The sequence below is a fragment of the Pseudomonas sp. ASL7 genome (assembly GCF_056680375.1).
On record NZ_CM155279.1, the window covers coordinates 1,710,660 to 1,736,463 of the forward strand.

21 protein-coding genes and 2 pseudogenes are annotated in these 25,804 nt (G+C 58.6%); 15 read left to right on the forward strand and 8 right to left on the reverse strand.

Features of this window, described 5'->3' with window-relative positions; translation table 11 throughout:
• Positions 1–315: 315 nt before the first annotated feature.
• The 4 genes from AC1MDT_RS07810 to AC1MDT_RS07825 all read left to right on the forward strand — a co-directional run bounded on the left by AC1MDT_RS07810 (position 316) and on the right by AC1MDT_RS07825 (position 3,526).
• Positions 316–1,173, forward strand: a complete 858-nt coding sequence (locus AC1MDT_RS07810) for a transporter substrate-binding domain-containing protein (protein ID WP_480421473.1) — start codon at positions 316–318, stop codon at positions 1,171–1,173.
• Between the two features lie 67 nt (positions 1,174–1,240).
• Positions 1,241–1,957 carry an ABC transporter permease gene (locus AC1MDT_RS07815; protein WP_480421474.1) on the forward strand — a complete coding sequence of 239 codons (717 nt, stop codon included), beginning with the start codon at positions 1,241–1,243 and terminating at the stop codon, positions 1,955–1,957.
• A gap of 21 nt (positions 1,958–1,978) precedes the next feature.
• Positions 1,979–2,716, forward strand: a complete 738-nt coding sequence (locus tag AC1MDT_RS07820; protein WP_480421475.1) for an ABC transporter permease — start codon at positions 1,979–1,981, stop codon at positions 2,714–2,716.
• Positions 2,717–2,734: 18 nt separating this feature from the next.
• Positions 2,735–3,526 (forward strand): ABC transporter ATP-binding protein, encoded by a 792-nt coding sequence (locus AC1MDT_RS07825; protein WP_414908275.1) that lies wholly within the window; start codon positions 2,735–2,737, stop codon positions 3,524–3,526.
• A 404-nt stretch (positions 3,527–3,930) separates the two neighbouring features.
• Here the strand turns inward: AC1MDT_RS07825 and AC1MDT_RS07830 are convergent, their stop codons facing one another.
• From AC1MDT_RS07830 to AC1MDT_RS07840, 3 genes are read right to left on the reverse strand one after another with little or no spacing between them, the layout of a single operon-like run.
• A complete protein-coding gene (locus AC1MDT_RS07830; RefSeq protein ID WP_480421476.1) occupies positions 3,931–4,863 on the reverse strand; it encodes a LysR substrate-binding domain-containing protein in 933 nt (310 codons plus the stop codon).
• A 6-nt stretch (positions 4,864–4,869) separates the two neighbouring features.
• Entirely contained in the window at positions 4,870–7,071 is a 2,202-nt protein-coding gene (locus tag AC1MDT_RS07835; protein WP_480421477.1) for a xanthine dehydrogenase family protein molybdopterin-binding subunit, read from the reverse strand.
• Positions 7,071–7,535: a (2Fe-2S)-binding protein gene (locus tag AC1MDT_RS07840; RefSeq protein WP_480421478.1), complete on the reverse strand. Its 465-nt coding sequence runs from the start codon at positions 7,533–7,535 to the stop codon at positions 7,071–7,073. The genes AC1MDT_RS07835 and AC1MDT_RS07840 overlap by 1 nt, the downstream gene beginning before the upstream one ends.
• A 118-nt stretch (positions 7,536–7,653) precedes the next feature.
• Between AC1MDT_RS07840 and AC1MDT_RS07845 the strand changes: the two genes are divergently transcribed.
• The 10 genes from AC1MDT_RS07845 (at position 7,654) to AC1MDT_RS07890 (ending at position 19,270) form a co-directional block, all read left to right on the forward strand.
• Positions 7,654–8,544 carry a LysR substrate-binding domain-containing protein gene (locus AC1MDT_RS07845; protein ID WP_480421479.1) on the forward strand — a complete coding sequence of 297 codons (891 nt, stop codon included), beginning with the start codon at positions 7,654–7,656 and terminating at the stop codon, positions 8,542–8,544.
• 324 nt (positions 8,545–8,868) lie between these two features.
• Positions 8,869–9,798, forward strand: a complete 930-nt coding sequence (locus AC1MDT_RS07850) for an amidohydrolase family protein (RefSeq protein ID WP_480421480.1) — start codon at positions 8,869–8,871, stop codon at positions 9,796–9,798.
• A 4-nt stretch (positions 9,799–9,802) separates the two neighbouring features.
• On the forward strand, positions 9,803–10,708 hold the full coding sequence (locus AC1MDT_RS07855; protein ID WP_480421481.1) for an amidohydrolase family protein: 906 nt from the start codon (positions 9,803–9,805) through the stop codon (positions 10,706–10,708).
• A gap of 245 nt (positions 10,709–10,953) precedes the next feature.
• On the forward strand, positions 10,954–12,339 hold the full coding sequence (locus tag AC1MDT_RS07860) for a UbiD family decarboxylase (protein WP_480421482.1): 1,386 nt from the start codon (positions 10,954–10,956) through the stop codon (positions 12,337–12,339).
• Positions 12,336–12,944 carry a UbiX family flavin prenyltransferase gene (locus tag AC1MDT_RS07865; RefSeq protein WP_480421483.1) on the forward strand — a complete coding sequence of 203 codons (609 nt, stop codon included), beginning with the start codon at positions 12,336–12,338 and terminating at the stop codon, positions 12,942–12,944. The genes AC1MDT_RS07860 and AC1MDT_RS07865 overlap by 4 nt, the downstream gene beginning before the upstream one ends.
• Before the next feature lie 122 nt (positions 12,945–13,066).
• Positions 13,067–14,107 carry a CobW family GTP-binding protein gene (locus AC1MDT_RS07870; RefSeq protein ID WP_480421484.1) on the forward strand — a complete coding sequence of 347 codons (1,041 nt, stop codon included), beginning with the start codon at positions 13,067–13,069 and terminating at the stop codon, positions 14,105–14,107.
• Positions 14,108–14,296: 189 nt separating this feature from the next.
• The gene (locus AC1MDT_RS07875) at positions 14,297–15,652 is read left to right on the forward strand and encodes a nucleobase:cation symporter-2 family protein (protein ID WP_480421485.1); all 1,356 of its coding nucleotides are present in this window, start codon (positions 14,297–14,299) and stop codon (positions 15,650–15,652) included.
• A 12-nt stretch (positions 15,653–15,664) separates the two neighbouring features.
• Entirely contained in the window at positions 15,665–17,053 is a 1,389-nt protein-coding gene (locus AC1MDT_RS07880) for an amidohydrolase family protein (RefSeq protein ID WP_480421486.1), read from the forward strand.
• A 134-nt stretch (positions 17,054–17,187) separates the two neighbouring features.
• Positions 17,188–18,354, forward strand: coding sequence for an XdhC family protein (locus AC1MDT_RS07885; protein ID WP_480421487.1), 1,167 nt, complete (start codon positions 17,188–17,190; stop codon positions 18,352–18,354).
• 58 nt (positions 18,355–18,412) lie between these two features.
• On the forward strand, positions 18,413–19,270 hold the full coding sequence (locus tag AC1MDT_RS07890; protein ID WP_480421488.1) for a hypothetical protein: 858 nt from the start codon (positions 18,413–18,415) through the stop codon (positions 19,268–19,270).
• 179 nt (positions 19,271–19,449) lie between these two features.
• Here AC1MDT_RS07890 and AC1MDT_RS07895 read toward each other — a convergent pair whose 3' ends face one another.
• The 5 genes and pseudogenes from AC1MDT_RS07895 to AC1MDT_RS07915 all read right to left on the reverse strand — a co-directional run.
• Positions 19,450–21,873 carry a hypothetical protein gene (locus AC1MDT_RS07895; RefSeq protein ID WP_480421489.1) on the reverse strand — a complete coding sequence of 808 codons (2,424 nt, stop codon included), beginning with the start codon at positions 21,871–21,873 and terminating at the stop codon, positions 19,450–19,452.
• A gap of 209 nt (positions 21,874–22,082) precedes the next feature.
• Positions 22,083–22,661, reverse strand: a complete 579-nt coding sequence (locus tag AC1MDT_RS07900; protein WP_480421490.1) for a hypothetical protein — start codon at positions 22,659–22,661, stop codon at positions 22,083–22,085.
• Between the two features lie 73 nt (positions 22,662–22,734).
• Positions 22,735–23,409, reverse strand: coding sequence for a MarC family NAAT transporter (locus AC1MDT_RS07905; RefSeq protein ID WP_480421491.1), 675 nt, complete (start codon positions 23,407–23,409; stop codon positions 22,735–22,737).
• A 180-nt stretch (positions 23,410–23,589) separates the two neighbouring features.
• A pseudogene (locus AC1MDT_RS07910) lies at positions 23,590–24,015 on the reverse strand (DUF2950 family protein); the annotation flags it as partial.
• A gap of 14 nt (positions 24,016–24,029) precedes the next feature.
• Positions 24,030–24,104: pseudogene (locus AC1MDT_RS07915) on the reverse strand (hypothetical protein); the annotation flags it as partial.
• A gap of 358 nt (positions 24,105–24,462) precedes the next feature.
• Between AC1MDT_RS07915 and potE the strand changes: the two are divergent.
• The gene (gene potE, locus AC1MDT_RS07920) at positions 24,463–25,803 is read left to right on the forward strand and encodes a putrescine-ornithine antiporter (RefSeq protein WP_480421492.1); all 1,341 of its coding nucleotides are present in this window, start codon (positions 24,463–24,465) and stop codon (positions 25,801–25,803) included.
• Position 25,804 lies beyond the last annotated feature (1 nt).

Consider the following 25,804-nt stretch of genomic DNA (forward strand, 5'->3'; position numbering starts at 1 on the left):
TAGGGCTTTTCAGCATTTCCAACACTTTATTGAGCGACTATTCAATAAGTTGGCCGCTTGATTGCATATGCTTGTATGTACAAGTAAAGACGTATGAATGCGGGCACTCGGCCAGGGCTGGTTTGAAGGCACATGGAGATGGGGGCGCTGTCCAGGCTGAAACCATTATGGGTGCGAATTGAACGGCTTAACTGACCGTTGGCTTTTATGGTTTTGTCCTGTGTGCACAAAAATAGTTGTGCGCACAGATATTGGAGATTCGGCCTGAGCCGGATCAGTTCGCAACACTCCATTGATTAGGCAGGAAGTAGCAAGATGTCGAAGAAATCAAGCTGGTTGGGTTCTGTAGCGCTCAGTGCAATGGTCCTGGCGTGTGCTCCGGCACTGCAGGCCAAAGAGTGGACCTCGGTGAATATTGCAACAGAAGGCGCCTATGAACCCTGGAACCTGACGCTCCCGGGTGGGAAAATCGGCGGCTTCGAACCTGAGCTGATGGATGTCATCTGTCCGCGCATGAAGCTCAAGTGCAACATCGTTGTACAGAACTGGGACGGGATGATCGCCAGTCTCAATGCCGGTAAATTCGACGTGCTGATGGACGCCATTGTCATCAACGAAGAACGCCAGAAGGTCATGGCCTTCTCGGTCCCTTATGCCCAGACACCGGCCAGTTTTGTCGCGCTCAAATCCGATCTGTTGCCGGGCAAAACCGGTGTTGATGCCGCCATTACACTGGGTACCGATACCAAGGAAGTACGCGCCGGCGTTGAAGAGCTGCGCAAGGCTCTCAAGGGCAAAACCATTGGTATCGCCTCGGGCACGATTTACACATCATTCATTGATCAAAACTTCAAGGATGTGGCGACCATTCGAGAGTACGGCAGCTCAGCCGAAGCCATTCTCGATCTGCTGGCGGGCCGTATCGACGTAGCATTCGATGACGTGACCTTCTTCAACTCGGTCATGGACAAGCCTGAGAACAAACCGCTGGTCTTTACCGGCCCGGTCATCAAAGGCCCGATCTGGGGTGAAGGCGAAGCGCTGGGCTTCCGTCAGAAAGATACTGACCTGAAAGCCAAGTTCGACGCTGCCCTCAAAGAAGCGATGGCTGACGGTACGATCAAGAAACTGAGCGAGAAGTGGTTCAAGGCAGACCTTACCCCTAAGCAATAAATCTGAATGTCCCGGCACCGTAAAGGTTGCCGGGTCTGCTTAAACCTTTTCATAAGTGGGACCCTCTATGAACCTCTTGGAGCTACTCAGTTTCGGTGACTCAGGCTGGGGAATGGCGTTGCTCAAAGCGGCGGGCATGACCGTGATATTGACCCTGGCAGCCCTGCTGGTGGGTGCGGTATTTGGCAGCCTGGTTGCTGCTGCCAAGCTATCCCGTCAGCGCAGTTTGCGCTGGCTGGGGGATCTGTATTCGATACTGTTCAGGGGTATCCCCGAGTTGCTGGTGATCTACCTGTTCTACTTTGGCGGAGCCAGTGTGGTCACAGCGGTTGGCCATTGGTTCGGCGGTGAAGGCTACATCGACGTGCCGCCTTTTCTGGTCGGTGCATTGGCTGTCGGGCTGATTTCGGGCTCCTATCAGGCCGAAGTCTACCGTGGCGCTTTTCTCGCGGTGTCCAAGGGCGAACTTGAAGCCGGGCTGGCCATTGGCATGACCCGTGCGATGCGCTTCAAACGGATTCTGGTCCCCCAGGTACTGCGATTCGCGCTGCCCGGGCTGGGTAATGTCTGGCAAATGAGCCTGAAAGACTCCGCGCTGATTTCAGTCATCGGCTTGGTGGAATTGATGCGTGCCAGTCAGGTCGCGGCCGGGTCGACGCGTCAATATTTTACGTTCTATATCATCGGGGGCGCCGTGTACCTCATTCTCACTGGCCTGTCCGGTCGGCTTTTCAATATGGCTGAAGCTCGCGTGCGTCGCACGCAGCAACGCAGCCCAGTCTAGTTCGAGTCGGGAGCGCCATTTATGTTCGATTTTCCGTTCCTCGCTGACACCATGCTCAAGCTTTTGGCAGCGTTACCCACAACGCTGACGCTGTTTTTCAGCTCATTGGTGATCGGCCTTACCCTGTCCGTAGGCATTGTCAGCCTGCGGGTCAGCCGCTGGTGGTTTTTCAGCTATCCGGCGCGTTTCTACATCATGTTGTTTCGCGGTACGCCGCTGCTGATTCAAATGTTCCTGATTTACTACGGGCTGGGCCAGTTCCCTGCCATTCGCGACAGTTTCGCCTGGGTGCTGCTCAAGTCGCCCTATGGTTGCGCGGTAGTGTCACTGGCCTTGTGTACCGCCGGTTACACCGCCGAAATCATTCGCGGCGGGCTGCTTAGCGTGCCAAAGGGGCAGATCGAGGCGGGCAAGGCCGTAGGCATGTCGCCCTGGGAGCTGCTGCGCCGGATCATTGCGCCGGTTACCTTGCGCCAGGCCCTGCCGGCCTACTCCACCGAAGCCATTTTGCTGGTCAAGTCCACTGCGTTGGCCAGCCTGGTGACTGTCTGGGACGTCACTGGCGTTGCGCAACAGATCATCCAGCGCACCTATCGCACGATGGAGGTGTTCATTTGCGCGGCCTTGATCTACCTGGTGCTGAATTTCCTGGTCGTCCGTGCTGTCGCCTGGCTCGAGTATCGCCTCTCGCCGCACTTGCGTGAGCGGCCAGTCGACGCCATCAAAAAAGTCAGCCCCTCGCTGCCTACCCATTCCTGATTTTATACGGAGCATGCCATGAGCACTCAGCCCGCTTCAGCCTTGTCGGTCACTAACATTCAGAAGTCCTTCGGCAACGCACATGTCCTCAAGGGCATTTCCCTGGAAGCCCACAAGGGCGACGTAATCTCGATCCTCGGCGCCAGTGGATCCGGTAAAAGTACTTTCCTGCGTTGCATCAACCTTCTGGAAACACCCGATCAAGGCATCATCAGCGTCAATGGTGAAGTGATCGAAATGAAGCAGCATGCCGACGGCCGCCAGACCCCGAGCAACGGCCGCCAGGTTGAACGGATGCGTAGTTGCCTGGGCATGGTGTTCCAAAGCTTCAACCTCTGGTCGCACATGACGGTGCTGCAAAATGTCATTGAAGGCCCGATGCGGGTGCTCAAACGTTCCCGCGCCGAATGTGTCGAGGAAGCCGAGGCACTGCTGCACAAGGTCGGGCTGTACGATCGCCGCGACTACTACCCCGCGCACCTGTCCGGAGGCCAGCAGCAACGCGTAGCGATAGCCCGTGCATTGGCGATGAACCCACAAGTCATGCTGTTCGATGAGCCCACCTCGGCACTTGACCCTGAACTCGTTGGCGAGGTGTTGCGGGTGATGCGCTCTCTGGCCGAAGAAGGCCGCACGATGCTGGTCGTCACGCACGAGATGGGCTTTGCCCGGCACGTGTCAAATCGGGTGGTGTTCATGCACGGCGGCCTGATCGATGCCCAAGGCACGTCAGCAGAACTTTTCGAAGGTTTGCCTACCGAACGCTTTCGGCAATTCGTATCTAGCCATAACGATAGAAGTGCCGAGTAAGTATTGCCCTGAGGGGAGACGCCTTCCACAAACCTCGTCAGCAAACCCCGCCAGCGCCGGGGATTCAAGAGCCCATGCCCGTCGCCGAGACGTTCGCCGTCCTTGCCCCCGAAGGATTCAGCCTCGGCGAAAACGGAAAAGCCAAGAGACAGGTTTGTTGAACGGAATTGCGAATGGAGGTGTCGTCTGTAATAGACACCTTCGTGTCGGAATCCCGTTCATATAGAGAGGTGGTTTCATGAACAGTATTATCTACATCGTCGGCGCAGTTGTGATCGCCCTCGTTATTCTGTCGTTTGTTGGTCTTGTATAGACCGGGCCGCTGAGCACGTTGCTCGCTCATTTGGGAGCAGCGAGTTCAGGAGGAAGACCGGAACGCCGGCCTTCGCGTCTACGTGCTGAACTCAAACGAGTGACGAGGAACGGGGCGATTCACTTTTAAGCTCGCCCACCCTTTCCTCGAGAACTAATTCGCGCAACGTATCAAGAAACAGCTTGAGCACCGGCGAGTCATCGTCCGCGCGATACGTGGCGTATAGCGGCACTTCCGGCAATGCCGGTGTCAGGCGACGAAACACCAGCCCGGCCGGCGCCATCTGCTCGATGGACGCTGGCAACAGCGCCACACCGAAACCCGCCCGCACCAGACTGAGCAAGGTCTGAACCTCGATCACCTGCTGACGAATCTGCGGAATAAATCCGGCCTTGATACAGCACTGGTAGAGAAAATCGGCAAACCGCGACTGCTTGAGCTCCAACGCGACGAATGGCTCCTGCGCCAGATCTGAAGGCGCCAGGCTTTCGCGTCCGGCCAACGGATGATCGATGGGCATGACCACCCGGATCGGCTCGTAGATCAGCAATTCATTTCGCAACTGTGGATCGTCATAGCCGACCCTGAATACACAGGCATCGATGCGTTTTTCCTTCAATGCCATGACCTGTGCCGCCGGAGTCATTTCGTGCAGACACCAGGTGACGTGCGGATAGCGCTCGCGAAACAGATGCAAGGCCCGTGGGAGCACTCCGACCATCACCGAACTGATCATGCCGATTTCCAACTCTCCCAACTGGCCGCGACCGGTCTGACGAGTCAGATCAAGCGCGCGATTCAGTTGTTCGAACACTAGAGGCGCCTGTTCCTTGAGCATCGCCCCGGCCGCCGTCAGCTCGACCCGATGATGGCTGCGCTCGAACAGCGGCGTACCCAGTTCCTCTTCCAGCAGACGAATCTGCTGGCTCAGCGGCGGCTGGCAAATGTGCAAACGCGTGGCCGCCCGGCCGAAGTGCAGCTCTTCCGCCAGGGCCATGAAGTACCGCAGCAATCGCAGGTCCATCGCGGCTTATCCCAGAGTCAGTGGCGTCGAGCGCTGACGCACGCCGGTCAGGCTGAACAGTGCATTGGCGATGGCCGGGGCCACCGACGGGCTGCCCAGTTCACCGACGCCGCCGGGTTTGCCCGGCTCGCCGTCCAGCACCAGGATGTCCACTGCCGGCATGTCCGACATGCGGGTCACCCGATAGTCATGGAAGTTGCTCTGCACCACCCTGCCCTGTTTGATGTCCATGCGGTCGAACAGTGCATGGCCGAGGCCCCACATCAGGCCGCCATAGATCTGCTCTTCGACACCGCCCGGCGACACCGCAAGGCCACAATCGACCACGCAGGTGAGCTTATCGACCTTGATTACACCGTCCTTTTTCGAAAGCCTGGCGACCACCGCGATGAAGCTGGTGTAACCCTGATTCGTGGCGATGCCCAGCGCCGTACCTTCCGGCAATGGCTGGCCCCAACCGGCGCGTTCAGCGGCGCTTTTGAGTACCGCGACATGCCTGGGCCGTTCCTGCATGTTGGCCAGGCGAAAGGCCAACGGATCCTGCCCGGCGCCATGGGCCAGTTCGTCCATGAAGCTTTCCACGGCGAACACGTTGGGGATGAAGCTCACCGAGCGATACCACCCGCTGGGCACGTTGCTTTCATGCTTGACCCACACCAAGTCCAGATTCGCCGGGCGATAGGCAAAGTCCCACGCGGTGATGGCCTCGGTAGTGCTGTAGTCCATCTGGTCGGGGCGTTCGAAGTAGCCGGGTTCCCACTGTTCCGGCGAGGCTGGCGATACGGCATTGAGTTGCAACGCCGTCAACCGGCCCTGCGCGTCCAGTGCGCCTTTTGCGCGATGCAATGTGGCCGGGTGCATGAACAGTGCACGCATTTCATCTTCGCGGCTGTTCATCAATTTGACCGGCACCTTGACCTGCTGTGCGAGATACGCCACTTCGAACAACCAGTATTTGGCCTCACGCGCGCCGAAACTGCCGCCGGAGACCCGCTCGTTGATGGTGACCTTGACCTTGGTGATCTTGCACACCGTTTCTGCGGCTTCCAGCGCGGACGAGGGCACCTGCACACCACCCCAATAGGTGATAGCGTCATTCTTCACCTGTGCGGTGATACACACCGGTTCAAGCGGGTTTTGCACCTTGTGCGGCATACGATAATCGGCTTCGAGCAGCTTCGCCGCTCTTGGCCATTGAGCGCTTACGTCTCCCGCCGCCATGGCTGATACTCGCTGTGCAGTCTTGTCGTCGATAGCCGCTGCTTGCGCAGTTGCCAGTTGATCACTATCAAACCCGGCCAGGGGCGAATCGCTCCATTGCACCTTCAACAACTCGCGGCCCTCATGAGCTGCCCAGTAATTGTCTGCGAGCACCGCGACGCCTTCCTGATTGCCTCCCAGCACCTCAGGCCGGCCTGGAATCGCAATCACTTTACGCACGCCTGGCACTTGTAGCGTGGCGCTGGAATCCACCTTCAGCACTTTCGCGCCGATCACGGGCGTGCGCTGTATCACCGCCACCAACATCTCCGGCAGATCCACGTCGATGCTGTACTTGAAGCGACCGCAAACCTTGGCCGCTGCATCGCGCTTATGCCGTAGTTTGCCGATGTATTTGAACTGCGCCGGGGCCTTCAGCGTGACCTTGTCCGGGGCCCGCAACAGCGCGGCGGCACCTGCCAGTTCGCCGTAACCCAGGCTGCGTTTGCTGGCGGGATGCACCACGCGGCCTTCTTCGGTGTTGCAACTGTCGGGGCTGACGTTCCACTGTTTGGCTGCCGCCGTGATCAACAGTGCTCGGGCCGTGGCGCCGGCCATGCGCAAGCGCTCGTATTCCAGCGACACGCTGGTGCTGCCCCCTGTGGAATAGACTTTCCAGAGGGGATGAATGTAGGCCTCGAAGAACGGATTTTCCGGGGTAATGACCTGCACCGTCATTGGGTTGACGTCCAGTTCCTCGGCCACACAAGCGGCCAGCGCGGTCTGGGTACCGGTGCCGGAATCGTGCTTGTGCACCACCAGTTTTACCGTGCCATCGGGCAACACGCGGACCCAGGCGTTGGGCTCGAATTCCCCCACCGGTACAGGCGTTGCCGCCATGCCTGAGGGCAAATGGAAAGCAATCGCAAGACCCGAGGCTACAGTAGCCGCTTGCTTGAGAAAGAGTCGGCGCGGCAGTTCGACTTGAGTGTCATCAATGAACGTCATCACGCCTCCTTCGGCGCGGACGCCGCACGCTTGATGGCTTTGTTGATTCGACCGTAAGTGCCGCAACGGCACAGGTTGCCGGACATGGCGTTGCGGATCGAATCATCGGTGACAGCCGCCCCTGTGTTGAGCAACGCGGCGGCGGACATAATCTGCCCCGATTGACAGTAACCGCATTGCGGAACATCTTCGGCAACCCAGGCCAGTTGCAGTGGATGCTGTTCAGTGGGTGACAAGCCTTCGATGGTGGTGATGCTGTGCCCCGCCACGGCGGCGACCGGCAGTTGGCAGGAACGCACCGCGACACCGTCCAGGTGCACGGTGCAGGCGCCACACAGGCCCATGCCGCAACCGAACTTGGTGCCGGTGAGTTTCAAGTGATCTCGCAACACCCATAACAAGGGCATGGAGGGCGACGTCTCTACCAGCTCGTGTCGTTCGCCGTTTACCGTGAATTCGATCATTGTCAGGCTCCAAGAGAGCGGCCCGTCTTTGTGCAGGCCTGGTGATCAATTATTGGAAGCCTGCGCTAAAGCGGGCCAGCGACGATTTCTGCCATCCTGTGTAAGTAGGACTAACAGCATGTACAAGCGATACCCGTCGGTGCAGTCCATGAGCGCATTCATCCAGGCTGCCCGCAGCGGCAGTTTTTCCAGTGCGGCGCGCACACTCGACCTGACCCATAGCGCCATCAGCCAACAGATCCGCTCGCTGGAAGACTTCATCGGACAGCCGCTGTTTGTGCGTGAAGGCGGCGGCAGCAACCTGACCGATGCCGGGCAATTGTTTGCCAGCGTGTTGTCCGACGGGTTGGCGCAGATTGATCGGGCGTTGTCCTCGGTGAAAAACCGCAGCGTGGCGCAACGGCTGACCATTGATGTGGACAGCGAATTGGCCCAGAGCTGGCTCAATCCGCGCTTGCCCGAGTTGCTGGATTTATTGCCGGACCATGAGGTGGTGTTGCTGTCGATGCCGCGCACGGATCGCAGTACGTTTGAGCGGCTCGACCTGGCGTTGCGCTACGGTTATGGCGATTGGGACGACTGCGAGATGACGCAGATTTGTGGCGACAGCGTCCGGGCCGTGGCCTCCCCTGCGTTGCTGGAACGGCATGGTTTGCAGGTGCCGTTAACCCCGGCGCAGGTTTTGGGATTGCCGTTGTTGGGGTATACGCGCCGGTCGTGGATTCCCTGGCTGGACGCCTCCGGCATGACCCCGACCGAGCCGGGAGCGCGGGTGATTTTTGATAATGCGGCCAACCTGATAGCCGCCGCCGAGGCTGGGGTTGGCGCGGGGCTGGTGCGTGGGTTGCTGGCGGCGGATGCGTTGCGTTCGGGGCGCTTGGTGGAACTGAACGACGCGAAGATTGCGGCACATTACAACCTGTATGCAGTATGGCCGCCGGGGCAAGCTGAGCGGGTGGCACCGGTGGTCGAAGTGATCAAGCAGCTGGCTTTGCAAACACTTTACTGACGGTCTCTTCGCGAGCAGGCTCGCTCCCACAGTGGTTTTGTGTACGGCGATATTTCCCTGTGGGAGCGAGCCTGCTCGCGAAGAGACCGCCAGACTCACTAAAACAACCCGCCCATATCGAACACGTATCAACACGCCGCCCAATTAATATTGTACGAACCCGACACCTCCTTCCAATACTTCCCCCCAAGCAACCAGCGTCCCGAGCCGGATGCGACCAGGCGAGGGAATGCGCATTCGTGCGCATAGAAATGGCCGATGACCCGGGACGCGGTTGCTGTGAGCCCAGAGGCTCCCTTCCCCGCTATCAGGAGATCGACTTCAATGATCATCGATATCAGTTGCTATCCCACCGACCTGGTGGACCTCGCCTGGAGGCATGACGGTGACCCGTTCACCGGCGAGCGTCTGCTGGAGATGATGGATGGCCCGTACATGGTCAACGGCAAACCTCGCCGCATCGACAAAGCCTTCATCCAACCGCCGCAAGGCAACACCATTTACACCTGGACCGACGGCGACCTGACCGGTCGCGAGTCCATCGACGCCTACATGGCCTACACCCTGAAAATGGTCCAGACCTACCCGGATCGCTTTATCGGCTGCTTCGTCTACAACCCGCGCTGCGGCGTGGAAAACGGCGTTGAAGCGATCGAGCGCTACGTCAAGGAACACGGTTTCAAGATGGTCCAGATGCAAGCCAACATGCATGCCTATCGTCCGGACCGCGCGCTCGACTGGGTGCGCCCGGCCTTCGAGAAATGTGCAGAGCTGGGCATCCCCGTCAAGCTGCACACCGGTGACGGTCCGTACAGCATCCCATCGGAATGGGTGCCGATGATCAAGGAGTTCCCCAACGTCGATTTCATCATGGCCCACTTCGGTGTACAGACCGGCGGCGTCTATGTGTTCGAACCGATGCAATGGGCGATGGAGCTGCCTAACGTCTACTGCGAATCGGGCTGGTGCCTGCAATCGCGGATTGTCGAGTTCGCGAAGGTCCTGCCGACCCACAAAATTCTGTTCGGCACGGACACCCCGCCAAACGAACCGGGCATGTGGCTGCGCCTGCTCGAAGTGCTCTGCCATGAGCCACCGCAAGGCCTGAACCTCGACGAGGACACGCTCGAAGAATACCTGGGCAACAACACGGCACGGATGATCGGCCTGGAGCCAACTCCGCCGCCGCGTTCCGTGTCCGAAGCCGAGGCGCAGTTGAAGCGCCCAGTCACCACCCCACTGGCCAGGAGCTGAACCGATGATTATCGACACCCATCTGCACCCTACCAACCTGGTCGACGAGGCCTGGCGCCACACCGGCGAACCGTTCACTGGCGAGCGCATGCTCAAGCTGATGGACGGCCCCTACATGATCAACGGCAAACCGCGCCGCATCGACATGGGCTTCATCCAGCCGCCACCCGGCAACACCGGTTATCGCGATGGCAACCGTCGAGGTCGTGAAGGCGTGCGGGACTACATGTCCTATGTCGCCGAATTGTGCGTGAAGTACCCGGATCGCTTCATCGGCAACTTCAACTTCAACCCGCGCTGGGGACCGGAAAACGGCGCGGCGGAGCTGGAATTCCACATCAAGGAATACGGCTTCAAGATGCTCAAGCTGCACGCGAACATGCACGGCTATCGCCCGGACCGCGCCCTCGACTGGCTGCGTCCGGCCATGAAAGTCTGCGCCAAGTACAACATCGTGGTGCTGATCCACACCGGTGACGGCCCGTACACCATCCCGACGATGTTCTACCCGATCATCCGCGAGTTCCCGATGGTCAACTTCGTCATCGGCCACTTTGGTATCCAGACTGGCGGCAACTACTCGTTCGAAGCGTTCTGGATGGCCATGGACACGCCGAACGTGTACTGCGAATCCGGCTGGTGCTTCCAGTCGCGGATCGTCGAGTTCGCCAAGGATCTGCCGCGCAACAAGATCGTGTTCGGCACCGACTCACCGCCGAACGAACCCGGCATGTGGCTACGGGAACTGGAAGTGCTGTGCTCACCGGCGCCGCAAGGGTTGGGGATCGATGAGGATCACCTTGAGGATTACCTGGGCAACAACATCGCCCGGTTGTGCGGCATCGAACCGACACCGCCACCCAAGGACCTGATCGAGGCGGACATTCGTCTGACCACGACGTACCTCTAGGTTGGAACACAACCCATGGGGGAGCGAGCTTGCTCGCGATGAGGACGTCACATTCAGCATGAATGTCGACTGACACACTGCCATCGCGAGCAAGCTCGCTCCCACAGGTTCTGAGTCTTTACCTACTGGCAGTACAGCGACCCTTCAGGCGTTCAGATGACCCGGCGTTCAATCGACTGGCAGGCCAACGGCTTGTCGATCGAACGGCGCTCTCCCTGCGCGCCTGCTTATTACGAGGTGAAACCATGACCCTCTCTACGCTCGGCGATACCCAGGACTTCCACGACTTCATCGACGCCTATCGCCGGCAGTACCCGGACGATGTGCTGACCATTCACCAGTCTCTGTCGGCCGATCAGAATGTCACTGCCCTGGTCGATGCCCTGGCCACACAAGGCCGCGACCCGCTGCTGATCTGCGAGAACGTCGGCAGGCTCGGCGTGCCCGTGGCCACCAACCTGTTCGCATCCCGGACCCGTATCGCACGGATTTTCGGCGTCAGCCCGGCGCAATTGCACGAAACCTTCCAGGCCCGCGCAAATAACCCCATCCCGCCGCGTTACGTCGAAACCGGTCCGGTACTCGATGAGATCTTCGAAGGCGAAGCCGTGGACCTGGCGCTGCTGCCAATGCTCAAGCATTTCGACAGCGATCGCGGGCCATACATCACTAACGCAATCATCATTGCCGAAGACCCGGTCACCGGCGTCGCCAACATGAGCTATCACCGCTCGATGCGCCATGCCCGCCAGACCCTCGCCACGAGCCTGCACTCACGCGGTCACCTGTGGCGGATGCTGCAAACCGCTCGCGAGCGCGGTGAAGAGTTGCGCGTGGCCATGGTGGTCGGCGCGCATCCGTTGTTCATGCTCGCCGCGGCGGCACGCTTGCCCTATGGCAGCGACGAACGCGCGGTGGCCGGTGGCCTGTTTGGCGCACCGTTGGAACTGGTCAAGACCCCGCGTTACGGCATCGGTGTGCCGGCCTATGCCGAGTTTGTGCTCGAAGGCGCCATCGACCCGACGGCCTACGCCGAGGAAGGGCCGTTTGGCGAGTTCAGCGGTTATTCCTCAGACCGTTCGACCAATAACGTGTTGCGGGTCGATACCCTGATGCGGCGCAAGGATGCCTGGTTGGTGGACGTGGTCGGTGGACGTTACGCCGAACACCTGACCCTGGCACGGCTGCCCCGAGAAGCGGAGATGAGCGAGAAACTCAAGGCGCGTTTCCCTGCCGTCACCGCGGTGCATTACCCCAATTCCGGCACGCACTTTCATTGCTACGTGGCGCTGGATCAAAGTCGTGATGGCGAGGCGCGGCAAATCATGCTCGCCCTGCTTGGCTGGGACCCGTACCTGAAAACCGTGATCGCGGTGGACAGTGACATCGACATCACCGATGACAGCCAGGTGCTGTGGGCACTGGCCACGCACTTCCAGCCGCATCAAGACATCTTCGTTATCGACGGCTTGCCCGGCAGTCCGCTCGACCCGTCGTCCTCGGTCAACGGCACCACCTCGCGCATGGGCCTCGATGCGACGCGCGGCTCGGGCTTCGACGGGATCAAGGCTCAGTTGGATCAGGCCGTGGTCGAGCACGCACGCAACCTGCTCAGGAGCTATCAGTCATGAACCGCCAGCGGATGGTGGTGGGTATCAGCGGTGCGTCCGGGTTCATTTACGGCGTGCGTCTGCTGGAGTTGCTGGCCGAACTGAACATCGAAAGCCACCTGATCATCAGCCGTGCCGCGCTGCTGACCATGGCCCATGAGACCGACTACAAACTGGCCGATGTCATCGCCTTGGCCAGCCACTACCACCGCGCCGACGACGTTGCCGCCGGCATCGCCAGCGGTTCGTTCCGCTGCCTGGGCATGGTGGTCGCGCCCTGTTCTATGCGTACCCTGGCGGAAATCGCCACCGGCACCTCCTCGGGGCTGATCGGCCGTGCAGCGGACGTCACCTTGAAGGAACGCCGCACGCTGGTGTTGATGGCCCGGGAAACCCCGCTGACCCTTGCCCACCTGCGCAACATGACTGCCGTCACCGAGATGGGCGGGATCATTGCCCCGCCGGTGCCGGCCTTCTACGCCTGCCCGCAAAACCTTTCGCAAATGGTCGATCACAGCCTTGGCCGTGTCCTCGACCTGTTCGGCCTCGACGCCGGCGCTGCGCTGCGCTGGGGTGAACCTCAAGAAAAACCCTGTGGGAGCGAGCTTGCTCGCGAAAGCGGTTGATCAGTCGATCATCAACGTTTCAACGTTGAATGACACAGCGCATTCGCGAGCAAGCCCGCTCCCACAATGCGTATCCCCCCAACACATCGTGTACCGGTCAGTCCGTCATTAAAGGAACTCTCATGAACACACCTTTCAACGCCCCAACCCCGAACCGCAAAATCCCGGTGACCATCCTCACGGGCTTCCTCGGCGCCGGCAAAACCACCCTGCTCAACTACATCCTCAAGGAAAACCATGGGCGCAAGATTGCCGTCATCGAAAACGAATTCGGTGAAGTCGGCATCGACGGTGACCTGGTGCTGAGTTCCGAAACCGAAGAAATCTACGAGATGATCAACGGTTGCGTGTGCTGCACCGCCGAAGTCCGCGAAGACCTGGTGCGTATCGTCCGCGAACTGGTGGCTCGCCCGGTGCGGCTTGATCACATCCTGATTGAAACCAGCGGCCTGGCCGATCCGTACCCGGTGGCGCAGAGCTTTTTCATCAATGACCCGATTGCCGACGAAGTGGAACTGGACGCCATCGTGACCATGGTCGACGCCAAGCACATCGCACAACATCTGGAGGATTTGCAACTCGATGGTGTGGACAACCAGGCGGTGGATCAGATCGTCTGCGCCGACAGGATTGTGATCAACAAGGTCGATCTGGTCAGCGCCGAAGACGTGGAGGCGCTGCGCGGAAAGATTCGCGGTTTGAACGCCACGGCGGAGTTGGTCACCTCCAGTTATGCCGAGATCGACCTGACGAAAATCCTTGGCATCGGCGCGTTCGAATCGACTCAGAAGCTGATGGAGATCGGTTCGGAGCATGACCATCACGCCGACGAACATCATCACGATGAACCGGACCATGAGCACGACCCTAGCGTGTCCTCAGTCGGAATTGCCGTGGACGGCGCGGTGAACCTGGGCGCGTTCCATCGCTGGATCAGCACATTGCGCACCGAGCAGGCCGACAACCTCTATCGCATGAAAGGCGTTTTGTCGGTTGCGAATCAGGACCAACGCTACGTGCTGCAAGGCGTTCACAGCCTGGTCGAGTTCCGCGCTTCCACCTCGTGGGGCACCGAACCGCGCTCCAGCAAGATTGTGTTCATCGGCCGCGACCTGGACCGCGCAGCGCTGAACCAGGGCTTTGTCGCCTGCCTGGCAGGTTAAAAAAACGGCATCGGAGCCGGTGGATGGCGGTTCCGGGCACATAGAACGAAATGCCTGAAACCAGGCCGCGAGTGACGCAAAACCCTGTGGGAGCGAGCAAGCTCGCTCCCACAAGGTCGCAGCTTCGCTGCCTGGCATCAGAACGAATACCCCTCTCTACAACACAAAAACAGCAAGAGGTGATTCTCCATGTCGTCAGCCACTACCGTCTCCACCGTCCACCCGGTCGACCAGATTCTGCCGGTCAGGCAAATGCTCACCCTCGGCCTGCAACACATGGCCGTCTCCTACATCGGCGCCATTGCCGTGCCGTTGATTGTCGCCAGCGCCTTGAAAATGTCCCAAGCCGATACCGTGGTGCTCATCAGCACCACGCTGTTCTGTTCCGGCATCGCCACCCTGTTGCAAACCGTGGGTTTCTGGAAATTTGGCGTGCGTTTGCCGATTCTCCAGGGCGTGGCGTTTAGCAGTGTCGGCCCGGTGATCGCCATCGGCAGCAACCCGGACGTGGGGTTCGCCGGGGTCTGCGGGGCGGTGATCGGTGCGGGGGTATTTACCATGCTCGCTGCGCCGTTCGTGGGTCGATTACGGCGGTTCTTCCCGCCGGTGGTCACCGGGTGCATCGTCACCGTGATCGGCTTGCAGCTGTTTCCAATTGCCTATGAGTGGGTCGGTGGCGGGCGTAACGCCAGTAATTTCGGCGCCCCGGCCTATCTCGCAGTAGCCGCCGTGGTGCTGGTGACCATTCTGCTGGTCAACCGCTATGGCAGCCCGCTGATGCGCAACATGGCGGTATTGGTCGGCATGTTGGTAGGCGCGGGGCTGGCTTACGGGCTGGGCATGGGCAATTTACACAGCGTGCAGGAATCACCCTGGTTCACCGTGCCCTACCCGTTCTACTTCGGCTTGCCTACGTTCAGCCTGATCCCGATCGCCACCATGGTCGTGGTGATGATTGTGCAGATGGTCGAGTCCATGGGGTTGTTCGTGGCCATCGGCGACATCGTCGACAAATCGGTGGAAGAGAAACAAGTCATCAACGGCCTGCGCGCCAATGGCCTGGCCAGCACCATCGCCGGCATGTTCGCGGCCTTTCCGTTTATTGCCTTCATGGAAAACGTCGGGTTGGTGATCCTGACCGGCGTGCGCAGCCGTTGGGTGGTGGCAATCAGCGGCTTGCTGATGTGCACCGTGGCGCTGGTGCCCAAGGCCGGGGCAATCATCGCCTCGATGCCAACGGCCGCGCTGGGTGGAGCCGGCATCGCGATGTTCGGCGTAGTCGCCGCGGCAGGCATTCAGACCCTGGCCAAAGTCGATTACGAGCGCAATCGCTTCAATGTGCTGATCGTCGGTTTCACCATCGCCGCCGCCCTGGTGCCGGTGCTGGCGCCGACGCTGTTCAAGCAAATGCCCGAGTGGTGCCAGCCGTTCCTGCACAGCAGCGTGGTGATCGCCTGCCTGGTGTCGGTGTTGCTCAACGCCACGCTCAACGGCGTCAGCGTTCCCGATAGCGCGGCCACCAAGCCTGCGTCCCACAGCCTCTGACTGGAGTAGCCCATGACTCAACTTCAAAACATCCTGATCAAAAACCCGCTGGCAGTGATGACCGGCCTGCGCGGCCCCCGTGCCCGAGCCGGCAACGTCGACATTCGCATCGTCAATGGACGCATCGCTGACATGGCGGTTGGCTTGGTGGCGCAACCGGGTGAGCGGGTAATCGATGCGCGGCACTCGGTGGTCTATCCCGGCTGGATCAACACCCACCATCATCTGTTCCAGAACCTGCTAAAAGCCGTGCCCGAAGGTTTGAATCAAGACCTGCAAGGCTGGCTCGCCAGCGTGCCCTACCCGCGCCTGAACCGCTTTACCCCGCAACTGACACGGATCGCTGCGCGGCTGGGAATGGCGGAGTTGCTGCTGTCCGGCGTCACCACCTGCGCCGATCACCATTACCTCTACCACGCCAACGGCACCACCGAGACCGGTGACCTGCTGTTCGACATGGCCGATGAGTTCGGCATGCGCTTTGTGCTGTGCCGGGGCGGGGCGCTGGAATCGGCGAGCGCACACCCGGGCTTTTCGAAAACCGCTCTGCAACCCGAGACGCTAGACCAGATGGTCGGTGATATCGAACGACTCAAGTCGCTGTACCACCAGGACACCCCGGATGCGATGCGCCGGGTGGTGATCGCGCCGACCACGCCGACCTTCTCGCTGCCACCAACGCTTCTGCGCGAACTGGCCCAAACCGGACGTGGCCTGGGCCTGCGGTTGCACACGCACCTTTCGGAGACTCAGAACTACGTCAACTTCTGCCGTGAGAAGTACAACTGCCTGCCGGTGGAATTCGTCGCCGAACACGAATGGCTCGGCCCTGACGTCTGGTTCGCCCACGCGGTGCATTTGCAACCGGGGGAAATCCGCATGCTCGCCCAAACCGGCACCGGCATTTCCCACTGCCCGGTGAGCAATGCGCGGCTGGGCAGCGGCGTCGCGCCGGTGCCACAAATGTACGACGCGGGTGTGCCAATTTCCCTTGGGGTGGATGGTGTGGCGTCGAATGAGTCCGGGAGCATGGTCGGTGAAGCGCATAGCGCGTGGCTAATCCATCGTGCAGAGCAAGGGGCGTCGGCTACCACAGCCGAAGACGTGATTCATTGGGGTACGGCCGGAGGCGCACAGGTATTGGGGTTGGGTTCGGTCGGCACACTAGAAGTCGGGCAAGCGGCGGACCTGGTGATCTATGGCCTTGATCATCCGCGTTTCTTTGGCTTCCACGATATTGCGGTGGCGCCGGTGGTCGCGGGTGAGCCGATTGCCGTGCGGTACAGCATGGTCGGGGGGCGACTGGTGGTTGACGACGGAGTGATACCAGGACTGGATCTGAAGCGCATGCGCGCTGAAGCGTGGGATGGGGTGCAGCAGTTGATGCAGGTCGACGACTGATCCAATCGCCAACACAACCTCTGTAGGAGCTGGCCTGCCAGCGATGGTGGTCGGAAGGCCAGTGCCTGGTTCAAGGGCCCGTCGCCAGCAAGCCGATACCTACAGAATCAGCACCAATCATTGGATAACACACTATGTCCAGCCTCAACGACCTCCTCCAAGCCATTGAAACCGCCGCCCGGCAAGGCGAAGAAACCATCCTCGCCACCGTGGTCAAGGTCGAAGATTCGGCCTACCGTCGCCCCGGCGCACGCATGCTCATCCCCGTCCACGGCCGCACCATCGGCACCGTCAGTGGCGGATGCCTGGAACAGGAACTGGCAAAAAAAGCCTGGTGGCTGACCGATTCCGGCGAGCCGGTGGTACGCCGCTACAGCACTGGCGCCACCGAGGATGAAGACGACGAACAAAGCAACCTGACCTTTGGTCTCGGCTGCAACGGCACGGTATTCGTCATGCTCGAACGCCTGCGCGCGAAAACCCCGTCACCGGCCGTCGAACTGTTGCGGCAGGTGCGTGACAGTCGGCAACCCGCCGCCATGGCGACCATCATTGCCACGTCACGCAATGCCTTGGTACGGGTCGGTGATCGGGTGTTGTCGGACGCAGCGCCCTCTCTTCGAAATCCAGCACTGGAAAGCACTATCCGCAAAAAACTGCGCAAAACTCTCACCGAGAAAAAGTCCTCCTTGCGGCTCTACACCGATGCCCGTTGCGAAGTCGAAGTGTTCTTCGAGTATGTCGCCCCGCCCCCGCGCCTGGTGATCTTCGGCGCCGGCCATGACGCCCAGCCGCTGGTGCGTATGGCAAAACTGCTGGGCTGGCACGTCAGCGTCATCGATAGCCGTAGCCACTTTGCCCGGATCGAGCGTTTCCCGCAGGCGGATGAAGTGATCTGCGCGAACCTGGACACCCCCTTCATCCTCGGACCGCTGATCGAGGGCGCCGCGGTGGCCGTCATGACACACAGCTACCGCCAGGACCGTCACTGGCTCGGCCAGTTGCTGCAAGCCGCACCGGCCTACATCGGCCAACTCGGTCCCCGAGAGCGGACCGAGCGATTGTTGAGCGACATTCGCCAACACATTCCGGTGCTGAATGCGTTGCAACAGTTGCACTACCCAATGGGCCTGGACCTTGGCGGCGATGCGCCCGAAAGCGTGGCGCTCTCGAATCTGGCGGAGATGACGGCAGTGTTGAATCAGCGTCATGGCGGGATGCTGAAACATCGGAGCAAGCCGATTCATCAGGTGGACTTGCGAGTGTGTGAAAAGCTTGAAGAGGCGGCAGCGGTTAATTGAGGCAAATATAAAAAACAGCCCTTTATTCGAAATGGGCGACCACTCAAGGAAATATAAGATGAATAACCATAAGTTGCTCGTCCGCCAGACCTTTGCCTTCAGTACTCTATTATTAAGCGCAGCCACTTCAGTACAAGCGGCCGATTGGAGCGATAGCTCCATTAGTTACTTGTATGGCACTCGTTTCGCCGAGCCGGGTATCAATGGTCCGATTGCCAAGAATATAGTTGAGTTCACTCACAGTGATGGATACAAATACGGCAGTAACTTCTTCGACGTACAGACGCTATTTTCCGATACACACGATCCAGCCAACGGTGGCGACAACGGCGCTACCGAGGTGTATGTGGTGTATCGCCATCAACTTTCACTCAACAAAATTTCCGGCCAGAACTTCAAGTGGGGGCCCGTTCGGGACTGGTCACTCTCAGGCGGCCTCGACTGGAACACCAAAAACACTACCTTTGCGCCGGCAAAACGCATGCTCGTCATTGGCCCGACGATCAATTTCGATGTGCCGGGCTTCTGGGACTTTAGTGTGATGTACCGCTCCGAGAGCAACCACAATGGCCTGTCGTTCGCCCAGGAGCACGATATCCGCTTCAACAACACTTATTACCTTGAAACCGCTTGGGACATTCCATTCCAGCTCGGTTCGGTACCGCTCAAGTTCAAGGGCTTTGCCAACTTCGTCCCGCCCAAGGGTAAGGACGGCTTCGGTAACGGCACCGTGAGTGAGACGCTCGTGCACGCATCCTTACTAGTGGACGTGGGTGAACTCACTTTTGGCAAGAAAAACACCTTTTTTGCCGGGGTGGGTTACGAATATTGGAAGAACAAGTTTGGCAACAACTCTGCCAACACACCTGGTACCGAGGCCAATACGCCATTTCTGAACCTGGAATGGCATCTGTAAGCCGCAATTCCACTACGTCAATGACATCGCCCCGACTGTTTACGACGTGCTGTCACGCCGCCCAAAGAGGTCTACGCTTTCCCGAGTTCGCCTTCAACCGCAAGGTCAACGACGTTCACGTAACGTATGTGCCGCCGTTTCAGCGCCGCCCGGATTATCCGGGCGGTCCCTTTTTCCTCCTACCGACGAAAATCACCCCCTCCACGCTCGGCTTGGGTTTGGCGGCGACTCTGGGCTGCACCTCTCTGTCGATTCTGCCTGTCCTGATCCAATTCACCCACGGACGCCTGCCCGTTTGATCGGCTAGAGCCACTTGCCGGGCGTTGTGTAGAACCGCTGCTCGGCCTTTCAGAGGTCGACGGCACCGAGCGCTGTTGTTGAGCGCCCTGCACTCTTTGCTGTGTGGTCGCTGAATTGTTTGACTGGTTAACTTCGGTGCGCTGCTGTTGAGGTTGTTTTACTCGTTGCTGGTTGGTCGCTGAATTGGGCGCCTGTCCCACGTTGCTGCGTTGTGGTTGAGCACTTTGTGCTTTTGGTGACGTGCCTTTTGGCGTGGGTTTGTTGACCGAAGACCAGGAGCCATCCTGGTATTTCTGCCAGCTGCCATTGGTGTTCTTATAGACATTTCCATCACGTCCGGCATACATATCGCCGCTCGCGGTTTTAGCCGCCGCCGCACGGCCATTGATACTCGTGCTGGCAATTGCCTTACCGCCTGCCGAATTCTGATACGTACCGACCGCGCCTCTCGCCGTCGTCGCATGCTGAGTCGCCGCCCACTGGTTGCCCTTCGTCACGACGGAACTGCCCCATTGACCATAAGCATTCGAGCCTTGGCGCGTAGCAGCATAGGCCCCGGTGTAGGGGTTGTATGCCTGCCCGACACCCGCGCTGCCGTATCGCCCGTTCACCGCTGCGCCCCGAGCGTAGGTGCCAGTGTAGGGGTTGTACGACGCCCCCCATTGCCCACCGCCATTCGGTCCATAAGCGCCTCTTCTTATGCCGCTGGCCCCCGTGTAAGGGTTGTAAGTACGATAGGCGTAGGGCATCGGACGTGGATAATAAGCAGGATAACGACCGCGCCCTATACCGATGTAAGGCGGATAGTAATACCCATTACCTTGCGCGATGATCGCGCCCACCACTGCGCCGGCGATGAATACACCCAGATATCCCGGCGTGTAACTCGCCTGTACAGTGCCGGTGGGCGTGACTTGCTGCGTGACATAAGTCACGTTGTAGACGGGCGAACTGGGCGGAATTGTATAGATGACAGGTGGTACCGAGGTCGTGGTTTGCCAAGGTCCAGCGGGTGTCGAAGAGTCGAACCACACTCCCTGAGCGCAGGCATAGTAACGATTCTCGACCTTGATCACTTTGTCAGGTGTATTGGTTGCGTATGAGAGTGCAGTGCCTTCAATTGGCTGGAACTCCGGTTCTCCGCTGTACGAGACCTTGACTGCACTCGCAGCGGCAGCGGCGTTCACCTCAACGGTTGTCGGGATTTGTGCGAGCAGTACCGCATCCGCGGCTTCCGGTGTGCCGGGCACGGAACTGAGGACCCAGGCAGCTGCGCTGTCACGCGGTATCCGGGCAAAGTCAGGTGGCAGCTCATTCGTTGCGAACGTCCATGGACCGCCGAGGCCTGGAGCGGAAAACCATCGGCCGGCGGTCAGGTAGTAGAACGTCCCGGTCGGTGAGTAGACGAACACACTGCTATCGGTGTTCTTGGCAAACACCAGTTGGGTGCCGGGTATCGAGGTATAGACCGGCTGCCCGTCAAAGACAATCAACTCGGCAGGCGGACTGCTGTAGAACACGCCAAGGGCCAAGGCTTTTTGTGCTTTCGGCATCGGAATGTAGGGCTTCAGATCTGCCCAGGCAGGATCGGCCGGCACCGTTGACATCGAGGCGGGAAGCGCCTTCGTTTCCACCCAGCCACTTTTCAGGTCGGTCGACGTCATCCATGAATGCCCGTTGAACAGATAGTACTGGTGGCTGGCAGTGTCGGCGAACAGTGGCCAGTTGGCATTCACCACGAACGAAAGGTCTGAATGTTGAATCGGTGCGAGCGTTGGCTCCCCGTCCACATACAGCAGGATCGCCGGTCCATAACTCACGAGGATTGCTGGCGGGTCGTTCTTGACCTCTGCAACGGGAGGCGTGTTTTTTTTCTCCACACTCGCGACCAAGCGGTCGACGGACAGGGTCAGCGAAACCTGTGGATTGAGAAACGTGCGCACAAGCTGATCCAGCTTTTGGCTTGTTGCCTGATCCACATCGGGGAATGCGGTGCTGGTAATTTGAGGATTGGTTAACAGTGCAGTGCGGCTGTCGAGATCCACATCGGTATGCGCCTGTATTGTGACCACACCGACCTGTGGCTTGTGGCCGCTCGGGGTAATGCTAATCGCCATGCGACCGCTCAGTTCCTTGAAATCTCTCCACTCGTCGACCTGTGGTTGGTAGTAAATGAGGGTCGCGTCGGCCCGGACAAGTTCACGTGGCCAGCCGGGGTCCGGTGTTGCGGCTCGGAGCGGCGGGACGACAAACAATGCAAACATCAGCATCAGTGCACGGATAGGCCGATTTGATGTTGTCATAACGCGCTCCGAACCTGTTTTAAGGATATTGCCGCTTCTTGGTCAGCCCCATGGAGGGTAGATGATGAAAATGTCGCCGGCTGAGACTGACGGATGGGTTCACATCGGCGTCAGTGGGCGGAACTATAAAGATAGGCCATTTAATTTCGTCTGCAACGCACCGCCAGTGACAACTTAGTGAGGGTGGACGGTTTTACTCAAAGGCTGGACTAGCGTGAGGTTTTTACCTTCATTACTTCGGTGTAAATGGCATTGACCGTCTGACCAACCCGCAGCTTCTTCATTCGGGCCCGAAGCTTGGGGTCCTCGACCTTCAGAACGGTCACTTTTCCTTCTGGAGGAAGCAAGGTCACTTCATGCGTTTTCAAGTCAATGTGAGTGATCTTCGAAGTGACCTTGACCCGGCGAACCGCCTCACCGCCCGGATTAGGATTGTCCTTGTTGGCGCGGATAGTCGTTGATTCGTCGCTTATGCCTGGCGCGCCATCGACATCAGTGTCGAGCACGTAGGCGATTGAGCGAATAACGTGTATATCGACCTCGTCGCCGACTTTCAAATTGTGCAGGGCCTTGGCTTTGTCCGTGAGTTGGATGGAGACCGGGCTTTTGTTGGCGTCTTCTATAGTGATTTGATCATTCGCCCGATCAACGGCCAGCACCCGCGTAATGATGTGACCTTCCATAGTATGGCTTCCCAGCGGCACATCGGCTGCACGGGCGGTAAGGCTGGCAGTGGAGATGATTGAGGCAAGGGCAACAACGCAGGTAAGGGAGCGGATCGGTTTCATAGGCCTGCTTTTCCATGAGATGGCTGAGACAACAGCGCGATGGATCTCGAGTCAGAGAAGGGAATAAACGAGCCTACGGAGAGTGCAATAGTTGAGTATTGTTATTGATAATGGTTTGTACAATCTCTACCGATCCGTTGATAGCGAATTGAACCCCCATGCACACGAGCAAAAAGCCCATTAAGCGTGAGATCGCATCAATGCCTGACTCACCTGTTGCCTTCATAATCAAGTCCGAAGCGTATAAGCAACACCACAATAATAAAGCGGTTAAAAGAAAGATTAATGGAGGTGCTGCCAACAATACCCAGGACGGAAACGATGTGTTGTTTTTAATGGTGGCAGAAGCACTAATGATCATCGCAATAGTACCAGGGCCAGCCGTGCTGGGCATGGCTAATGGTATGAATGCAAAGCTGGTTCGCTTTGCCCCGCTATCGCGAGAAGAAGAGGCTTCTGGGGGCTTGGGGAACAACATGCTTGAGCCGATTACAATGAGAATCCCACCGCCGGCAATCCGCAAGCCAGGGATGGATATACTAAAAACCCCCATAACAAATTCACCAATGTAATAAGTAAGTAACATAATGGTAAATACGTAAAAGGCTGTCAGGAATGCCTGTTTATTTTTTTCTTCTCGACTGAGCCCTTGGGATAAGGCTAAAAAAAGTGCCACTGTCGTAGGGGGATTGATCAAGGGCAGCAGTGCCAGTAATCCGAGCAAAATTGCGTCAAATAAACTAGTCATCGCTGTATATCCTGCAAACACCTGAAAACACTTCGTAACAAGGAGCTGCGGAGTTTAATGAGTTCCGGCATTGTTTTTACCTAACATTATCTTTCGAAATAGCACTGGACTTCCAAATGAGTTTAGGCATGATTTGGATTTTTACCACTAGCCCGTAGCAGGTGGGCAAGGCCGAGAGAACTATTGCTTCTCTTCATCTGCAGTAACTATCTTCCAGCTGTCGTCTGGATCAAAGCGTTTCATCGACTGAGCCAATTTTTCACCACTGGGTCCCAGGTCCTTCTCGAACACCTCACCTTCATGACTGATCATGAAACTCATCACCCCAGTGTCGTCGTATTTCGTCGGCCAGGCGATCAGTGCAAAGCCACGGCTCATCTTGTCACCGATCAAGTAACTGTAGGCGCCACCCGGTGCCGAAGGACCTTGGCCTTCAAGGATGCGGAAGTGATAACCATGCCAGTCTTCGCCGGCAATAGTTTTGCCGAACAAGGGGCCCAACGGGCTAATCTGACCGCTATCGTCGTCCGCCCAATAGAGTCCGTCGTGCTTGCCGGCGGTGCTGAAGATTTTCTGCGCATACTCAAGGGCGCCGTCACCGTCACGAGGCGGGAGGCGGGAGGCGACGCAGGATAGGGCCAGGTGCCGTAGGTTGTTGTCGGGTTGTAACTGGGGACGTACACGCCGCCCCCCATTTTGGTCAGGCAGGCTTGAAATGAGCCGATAAATATCAGGGAGGTGAAAGCCGACTCTGCAAGCCACAGAGCTCAGCCTCGATGCCGTTCGTTAATGGTAGCAAACATATAAGCGTTGCCAATATTTCACTGCATCCACACGTTACTGGCTACGCTTTCACTGGCCTCGATGATCCCTGTCCGCTCGGGCAAGGTTGAGCCAGGGGTTGGCTTACTGATGAGTCCATGCACAAGGACATGATCAGCTCGCAGCTACAAGATCTATGTGGTCAAAAACCAGGGTTTAGCCCCTCGCCCGACGACAAGTAGTCAGCGCCGGATTCAGGGTCAATGCGTTGAGCAGATCAAGGAGTTTCCGATGGCCGACTCAAGCAAGAAAATGAGCCTCATGGGGCTTACCACACTGGTAACGGTGAACATGATGGGCTCGGGCATCATCATGTTGCCGACGAGCATGGCCCAACTCGGGGCCGTTTCATTGCTGTCATGGATCGTCACCGCCATAGGCTCCATGGCCATCGCCTACTGCTTCTCCCAGTGCGGCATCTACTGTCTGCGCTCAGGCGGATTGTCCGCCTACACCGAAGAAGCGCACGCAAAATCAGGGTTCTTCCTTTGCTCGTATCTGTACTTCCTTTCGCTGGCCATCGCCAACGTGGCGGTCGCCATCTCCGCTGTCGGGTACATGACATCGTTCGTACCCTGGCTGGGGAGTGGCGCCATTCCGCTGTTCACAGGGACGGTCGGCTTGCTCTGGTTGACCACCGTGGCAAACTTTGGTGGCCCCAGCATCACCGGCAAGATCGGTGCGATTACCGTCTGGGGGGTGATCATCCCGGTGGCCGGCTTGAGCATCATCGGTTGGTTCTGGTTCAAGCCCGATCTGTTTGCCGCCGCCTGGAACCCGAACACCCTGCCAATCTCCGAAGCCATCAGCAAGGCTATTCCCCTGACCCTGTGGGCCTTCCTCGGCATGGAGTCCGCGGCACAGGCGTCCGATGCAGTGGAAGATCCCAAGCGCACCGTGCCGCTGGCCTGCCTGTTCGGCACGCTGGGTGCGGCAGTGGTCTATGTGCTGTCGACTACGGTTATTCAGGGCATCATACCCAACGCCGAACTGGCCAACTCATCGGCCCCTTTCGCGCTCGTCTATGCGCACATGTTCAACCCTTTAGTGGGCCACATCATCATGGCCCTGGCGGTGATCGCCTGTGTTGGTTCGCTGCTGGGCTGGCAATTCACCCTGGCGCAAACGGCCAAGATGACGGCTGACCAAGGTTTGTTCCTGAAATTGTTCAGCAAGGTCAACGCGCTGAATGCACCCATCGTCGGCATGCTGGTCTGCGGTGTGCTGCAGACATTGATGGCGCTGTCGACCATTTCGCCCAATGCCAGCGCCCAGTTCGGAAAACTCGTCAGCCTCGCGGCAGTGACCAACCTGATCCCCTACGTGACGGCGACCACCGGCCTGCTGGTCATGATGTACAAAGCCAAAGTCAGTGCAGGCGTATACATCCGCAACACCACGCTATTACTGGTTGCCGTGGCCTATTCCTTGTACGCCCTGTATGCCTGCGGCAAAGACGCCGTGTTCGGCGGCACCCTTGTCCTTGCGTTCGGTTACCTGCTCTATGGCTTCCTCGCCAAACGTTTTGTCGAGGTATCTCCAACTGCTCAGATCCGGGCCGACAACCCTTGAC